This window comes from Paenibacillus sp. sgz302191, from assembly GCF_057749925.1.
Window position 1 is genome coordinate 1 of sequence record NZ_JBYLHY010000069.1, and the last position, 6,002, is coordinate 6,002.

The 6,002-nt window shown below is 34.9% G+C and carries 5 protein-coding genes; all 5 read right to left on the reverse strand.

What is annotated here, in order from left to right; genetic code table 11:
• Positions 1-183: hypothetical protein (locus AC3G2T_RS38500; RefSeq protein WP_488438791.1), on the reverse strand; the 183-nt coding region annotated here is incomplete at its 3' end.
• 101 nt (positions 184-284) lie between these two features.
• On the reverse strand, positions 285-884 hold the full coding sequence (locus AC3G2T_RS38505) for a hypothetical protein (RefSeq protein WP_474687316.1): 600 nt from the start codon (positions 882-884) through the stop codon (positions 285-287).
• Positions 877-2,508 (reverse strand): site-specific integrase, encoded by a 1,632-nt coding sequence (locus AC3G2T_RS38510; protein ID WP_474687318.1) that lies wholly within the window; start codon positions 2,506-2,508, stop codon positions 877-879. The genes AC3G2T_RS38505 and AC3G2T_RS38510 overlap by 8 nt, the downstream gene beginning before the upstream one ends.
• A complete protein-coding gene (locus AC3G2T_RS38515) occupies positions 2,508-4,859 on the reverse strand; it encodes a helix-turn-helix domain-containing protein (RefSeq protein ID WP_474687320.1) in 2,352 nt (783 codons plus the stop codon). The genes AC3G2T_RS38510 and AC3G2T_RS38515 overlap by 1 nt, the downstream gene beginning before the upstream one ends.
• A 13-nt stretch (positions 4,860-4,872) precedes the next feature.
• Positions 4,873-5,742, reverse strand: a complete 870-nt coding sequence (locus tag AC3G2T_RS38520) for a hypothetical protein (RefSeq protein ID WP_488438792.1) — start codon at positions 5,740-5,742, stop codon at positions 4,873-4,875.
• Between the last annotated feature and the right edge of the window lie 260 nt (positions 5,743-6,002).

The following is a 6,002-nucleotide window of genomic DNA, read 5'->3' on the forward strand; positions in this document are numbered from 1 at the left end:
CTGATAATAAGTATCGTTACGTAAAGATGGAACGCCGTATGCCGCGAAAGTGGCACGTACGGTGTGAGACAAGGGAAAAGGCAACCCTAACGGAATATGCCGAGGGTGAGCCTTACCTATTGTCATCAATAACGACAGAAAAATAGTTACTTTTTTATCCGACTCCCCATAAATAGTGGACATTAAAGTAACCATTTTTCATTTGGGTACGAAACGCTATAAAAGTGGAACGCTTTATAGATTCTACGCGTTTATTAATTTTTTATCATTTTATTCTGGTAGTGTTAATCGAATAACTCTTTATAATATTTTCTGAAATTTGTGCTTAATGCCGGCTGATCCGTATTTTTATTTTTTAAGTCAATTACATTTTTTAAGCCTTGCTCTTTTTGAATTGATTTATATGTTGCCTGCACTGTTACTTCTAAATATTTCTTCTCAAGATATCGTATTCTTTCTTCAAGTTGTTCAGTTTCCACGAGTTTTTGACTATATTTCTTCTCTAGCTCTTCATATTCAATACACTTCCCATGATACATTAAAGCTTGCTCGTATGACGATTGAATTAACTCGTTAACGTGATATAGTGATTGAATTAACTTCTTTTTATTGTTCCAGTACGTTTCAACTAATTCAATCACATTGGGGAGGGGCAGCGTACCATCTTTTCCTCCGAATTCTGTATCTATAGGGCATTTAAGATTGTTAATTTCTTGCTTCATACGTCTTGACCAAACATGTCTTTTAATACCGGTTTCCTTTTCTAATTGAAGAGAATTAATTTTTTTTCCAGGATTTTTAACAGTATATTTAAGTAAAATATCCTTAAGTTGCTTGTCCGAGTAGACTTCAGGTCTACCTGACTTTTTTTCTTTTTTAATCATTGTTTTCCTCCATTAGATAGTCAACCATCGATTTTTGGTCAAATATTCTTCTAAGTTCATTTGCCGCGGATGCCAATTGTTCCTGTGTAGTATGTTGATATTCTAACGTTTGAAGATTATAAACCATATCTTTACTTATTCGCTTCATTAATTCGATCTGTTCTTTGATGCGCGCGGCCAGTGTGTCAGAGCAATCTTTAAGCCATTTATAAGAATCCTTTAATTTTTCTTTGGGTATGAAAAAGTGCTCACAAAATCTACAATCCCCGACTCTACATCTTAATGGATGATCTGTGCAATAACCATATTCAACTTGATGAACTTCCTCAAAATCACTTATTGCATACAATTGTCCTTTAGCAAGCAGTTCTCTGAAGTCGAGATTTATATCAGTATTCGATAAGTTGATTCGTGCCATTCGATGTGCTTGGGTTAAAGTATATACATAGGATTCAGCAAAGTGATCCAAGTGACTGTGATAATGTATCTGACTATGTAAGCTGTGGTGTCCACCCATTCGAGCAATACTTAACATATTAAAACCTTGGAGCATCATATTACAAAATGCAAAGTGGCGCGTGTCACCTGGAGTAATTCTTTCTAAATCGTTTCGATTGAATTTCTGAATTACAATTTCGTCATAAAACTGATTAAGAAGTTTAGAGAACTGGTTAAGTGCAAGTAAATCAGTATTTATTTTTGAGAATGGTTTATTTTTCAAAAACTCACAGTAAGCACTATAGGAGAGTAGGTAAGGTGTCGGAGGAAAAGGAGATGTTAGTTCAATGTAGTCCGTAATAAGTTGGTACGTTTCCTTATTGATCTGTAGGGTATCTGTAACTTCAATTTCATACTTATTTCTCGGTTTGCGCTTTTCTCTAGGTATAGTAATGAAATATTTCCCATCATGAGTAATTGTCAGACAATCTCTCTTTATTGAACAAAACTCGCTAGGGCGCATAGGGATAATCTTTGTAATTCTCCACCATAAAATGATAGAAAAAAACTTTAATCGCTCATCTTCATTCCATACCATAAGAAATCGATTCATTACATCATCAAAGTTTAAAATATCTTGATAAGGGGGAAGCTCTCGTACGGTGACCATTCGATAAATAAATGGATTGCATATTTCATGGTATACGTCATAGTGGGGATGATTTGTAAAGGATAAGAATTGTAAAACTGATTCGCTTATTTTTTTACTTACGCGTATTGATGATTCCCTGAGTTGCTTTTCAAATACAGCTAATGTATCTTCTTCAAAACTAAAACCATTCGTTAAGAATGCGGCCGATTTAATCTTATTGAATGAACCTAAAAGTTGTGTGGTACTAATTGAATTTGATTTGTTTAATAATACCCAACATCTTAGAGCCATTTGTAAATCCGCATACATATCTAAATCAAAGATGAACGTTCCATATGAATCCTTGTTTCGAAACTTGAAAACACGATCATTGAATGCTCCTTTTGCCATCACGTCATCATTCATTAGTTCTTCGAACAAGGAGTGGAATATTTCTATATTTTCGGTTGTGTAAGAAATGAAACCGATAGACTCTATGTGTCTGTTCTTGATTGTCTTTGTAATAACTTCCCTTTGAACTAGAGCTGTGTTCATTACTTGAAGTCTCCTGTCTCTATTAGCAGATGATCAATACTGATTAGTTTTGTTTCAAGATCTTTCAAATTAATAAATTGACTTACATATTGTCTACCGAACTCATGTTGAGCCTGCAATAAGAGGTCAAGCATTTTATAAATTAATATGGACTCTCGGGTGCGAACCGCTGTAAAAGTGGAACGCTTTATAGATTCTACGCGTTTATTAATCTCTTCAACAATAGATATCATCAAATAGGTTCTAGGTATGACATATTCACACTGCAAACAAGAGGTTGCAGTAGGACAAGCACAATGAGGGTACGTGAAACATTGGGCGTTTTTTATTTTTGCAGGCATTTCTCCACGAAAAATCTTATGCACTTTATCGTTAAGCGCTTCGATCGGTAATTCAGCTATTTTCAAAGCCAATGATTGCTTCTCTGTTTGCTGTTTTTTTAAAAAATAAGCGAGGCCTTCTAGTTGAAGGGGAGTGTATTCCTTTCTAAACTCTGAAATCATTAGCGTTTGTTGTTCCATGCTTAAATGGCTTGTTTTCCCATCCGGGAAAGCTAACTTGAGAATATAATTATAGAGCCAGCCAAAGTGACCGCGGTTAAACAGATTAATAGAAACCCTATCCAAGTGCCCATCCATATTTGTAGATTGTATATAAATGGCCGTTGTATCTTCTGCAAGATGACTCCGTAATCTTTGAGCTAGATAATATGAAATATCAGCATCTGCTTTACCTTCAGTTACGCTATAGAAAAAATATGTAAGAAGACTACGATTCATTTTTAAGCTCGAAAAACCTATTAATTCAGGTTTCGATTCGAAAAATGGTTTGAAATGAATATCTTTGTGTGGATCTTTCCTCTTGGCATTGACTGACCAGAAGCGTAATAAAACACAATCATTCATTTTTCTTCGGTGTAACTCACATATCGTAAGTGCTATAGCTGTGGGGATCTGCATATCTTCATTAACGGTGAAATGACCGAGTGCACCGGTTTTTGAAACATACATTCGCTCAACCCTTGATGCAATCTGACTCAACAATAATTGTGCAGAAGCTTTCGTAAAAGTATATCCTGTGAAATCATTAAATGATTCAATTTGAATTGCTTCAATTGGAACAGTAGGCATCTTTAAAATATCATTTTTTCTCCAAGCATCAATCATATGGATCAATACATATAACCAAGTAACAGCATATTTACGACTAGCTACTGCCTCATTTATATGTAAATTAAAATTTTGTACAAAAGTGTAGTAGGAGTAGTAAATATCAGGTGGGTATATTTCTTGTTCCTTATTGTTAAATCGAACTTCGCGGTATTTGTTTTTAAATTTACATGAAACTACACCAGTACAATAATCAAGAAACTGAACGAAAGTATATTTCTTTAAATGATTCAATTTATCGCTTTTAAGAATCCTAATTACCTCTTCATCTGATAGATTAAATACTTCTTTGTGTAGTTGAGAAATCAAATTTTCTATGGTAGCTACATATTGTCTAGCGGCAGCTTGACGTATTTCCTCTGAAGCCCGACTTGCTGATAGTTTGGTTAAAACAAACTCATCGAATAATCGAATGGTTTCTTTTAAATGCTGGGGCCGTTGAATTCCAGTTATTCCTCTTTTGAATATATTAATCGGATCGAATGATTGTTGTTCTTTTTCTTGCATTTGTGCAAGCACTTCTTTTACAGAGTCCTCAGGAAGGAACCAGCTTTTCCCATTTTTAAATGCGCCAATAATTTTACCAGCGGACACCATTGCATTAACAGAACGTATACTCAAGTTCATCAACTTCACAACTTCTTTGGTTGATAGAAAGCTTTTTCTATCTTGTAAACGTTTTTTAATGTATTCATCAACATCGGAGCGCGGAATTCTCCAAGCTTTCTGAAAGAAAATAGCATTTGGGAAAGTATCAGAACGTACCATCTTGAGGACTGTGTGCAAACAGCAATCCAAAATTTCAGCGACTTGAGGAGCAATCAAATAATTAGAATTTATCTCATTTATGTAACTAACCATGTTATCTATTTCATTTTTTGGTATCCACCACTGATTTCTAGAGAACAAAGCATCTTTAAATTCCCCTGACTCGATTTTTTTAAAGATTGTCGTTTTAGTGTGGCCTAACTTTTTTACTACTTCAAGTGTTGAGTAGAAATGATTATAATCAATATTGTTTAGTTGTTCATTAAGTTGTTCAACTTGTTTTACTGGAATCAGCCATCTTCTACGATCAACTTGGATTGCTCCCGGAAATCGGCCTTGTTTGATCAAAAGACGAATTTGGGTAGCTGAATAGTTCAATAGAGTACTCGCTTCTTTGGTTGTATAGTATTCCATCAATAATCACCCATTATTTGTTCAAAAGATTAGGAATGTAATCTTTATATAAATTTTCCATTCGTGCCTCAAGCTTTTCTTTCATCCTTAACGTATTACCTTGGTATATAAGTGAAGAAGCTAAATTCGTATCTCCTCTAGGTAAAGCTATATCGTACGCGTTCAATGCTTCTTCTGCTAACAGGTTAGTAAAAATACCACGACCTATGTGAGTGGACCATTTAAACTCTTCTAGTTTAGAAGCATTCACACGATCTACAGGATTACTTGATTTCCTTAGCCTACGAAGAAACTCATTCTTAACCCTTGAAAAGTGATACCTGTAAGAACTCCCTGTCATTGCCTTTCCGTCGTGGGTAACGAATAGCGCGTTTGATTCATCAAGTGGTTGATAATTATGAAGATGTTCTTTATATAATATCTGTAACCAGTTTTTTATTGGGAAGATTACTTGTCTTCTTGTTTTTTTTACGTAATTAGCTCCTTCAAGATCAGTGATATCTTGTCTCATCATTTGTTTCCGTAATCTTATAATCATACCGTGAGCTCCATAAGCCCCTATTGAAGTAATATCTTCTCTACGAATGTTGACAAGACCTCCGACACGAATTCCTCCAAAGCATTGCAAATAAACACCCAAGGCTATAGGGTTCGCTACTCTAACAGCTGTTTCTATGAAAGGAATAATATATTCTTCGGGTAACATATGAGCTTGATTCGGTGTGCTTCGACTAGGAAGAACGACGCCTTTAAAAGGTGAAAGTGTGTAGGTTTGATGAGGATCATGTGGACTTGGTTTTCTAATAAAATCATCATGACTAATATCTGCTAAAAGCTCTTTTTTTGCCAAAAACTCAAAAAATAATGTCAATGTCCGTTGCATGCCTCTAACAGTTGATCTGGATTTTTCGTTTTGACTCAAATAATTCAAGAACGAGCTGGCATGTTCATAAGTTAATTTTGAAAGTGATTCGAGTTTTAGATTCTTTTTGTCAATATGTAGTAAATAATTTTACTTGGCTATTCGCAGTTTCACATGGGTAATATAAATCTATAAAACTCGGACAAGGGAATCGTATTCAGCTCAAATCGCTAGATTGTTCTCCTCCTGATCGTCGCAAAGAATAGGACCTCCACAAGTTG

Excerpts from the sequence above, each read along its gene's own strand:
- AC3G2T_RS38505 (WP_474687316.1), bottom strand. The coding sequence starts at position 884 with ATGATTAAAAAAGAAAAAAAGTCAGGTAGACCTGAAGTCTACTCGGAC.
- AC3G2T_RS38510 (WP_474687318.1), bottom strand. The coding sequence starts at position 2,508 with ATGAACACAGCTCTAGTTCAAAGGGAAGTTATTACAAAGACAATCAAG.
- AC3G2T_RS38515 (WP_474687320.1), bottom strand. The coding sequence starts at position 4,859 with ATGGAATACTATACAACCAAAGAAGCGAGTACTCTATTGAACTATTCA.
- AC3G2T_RS38520 (WP_488438792.1), bottom strand. The coding sequence starts at position 5,742 with ATGCAACGGACATTGACATTATTTTTTGAGTTTTTGGCAAAAAAAGAG.